This window comes from Tamlana crocina (genome assembly GCF_012037625.1).
The window spans coordinates 1-373 of record NZ_JAAVJS010000450.1 but is presented as its reverse complement, the minus strand read 5'-3'; the positions used below and the strand labels follow the sequence as shown (position 1 = coordinate 373).

The 373-nt window shown below is 44.0% G+C and carries 1 protein-coding gene; it reads left to right on the top strand.

Translation table 11 applies throughout. From position 1 onward, the window contains the following. Nucleotides 1-373, top strand: a 373-nt coding sequence (locus HC176_RS17545; RefSeq protein WP_167920293.1) for a TIGR03915 family putative DNA repair protein, incomplete at both ends; no start/stop codon positions are given.

The following is a 373-nucleotide window of genomic DNA, read 5'->3' as shown; positions in this document are numbered from 1 at the left end:
AGGGACATTAAATATGCCTTTCTAAGCGAGACCAACGGTATTGAAAGGCAGCTGCTCGCGATGATAAGATATATTATTGCTGAAGATGCAGCGGTAGACAGGGATTTTTCACATCCGGCGGTCTTGAAGGTGGCACAGGTCGCAAAAAAAGTCGGGCGGGAGAAGCACAGGATGGAGGCATTTATACGTTTCAGGCTTAACCGTGATGCCGTTTATTTTGCTGCCATAGAACCCGATTTCAATGTGTTGCCACTGATCAAAACCCATTTTAAAAGCAGGTACGCAGATCAAAAATGGATCATCTATGATCTGAGAAGAAATTATGGGCTGGCTTATGATCTCAAGGAGGTAACTTTTATTACCTTGGATCTCG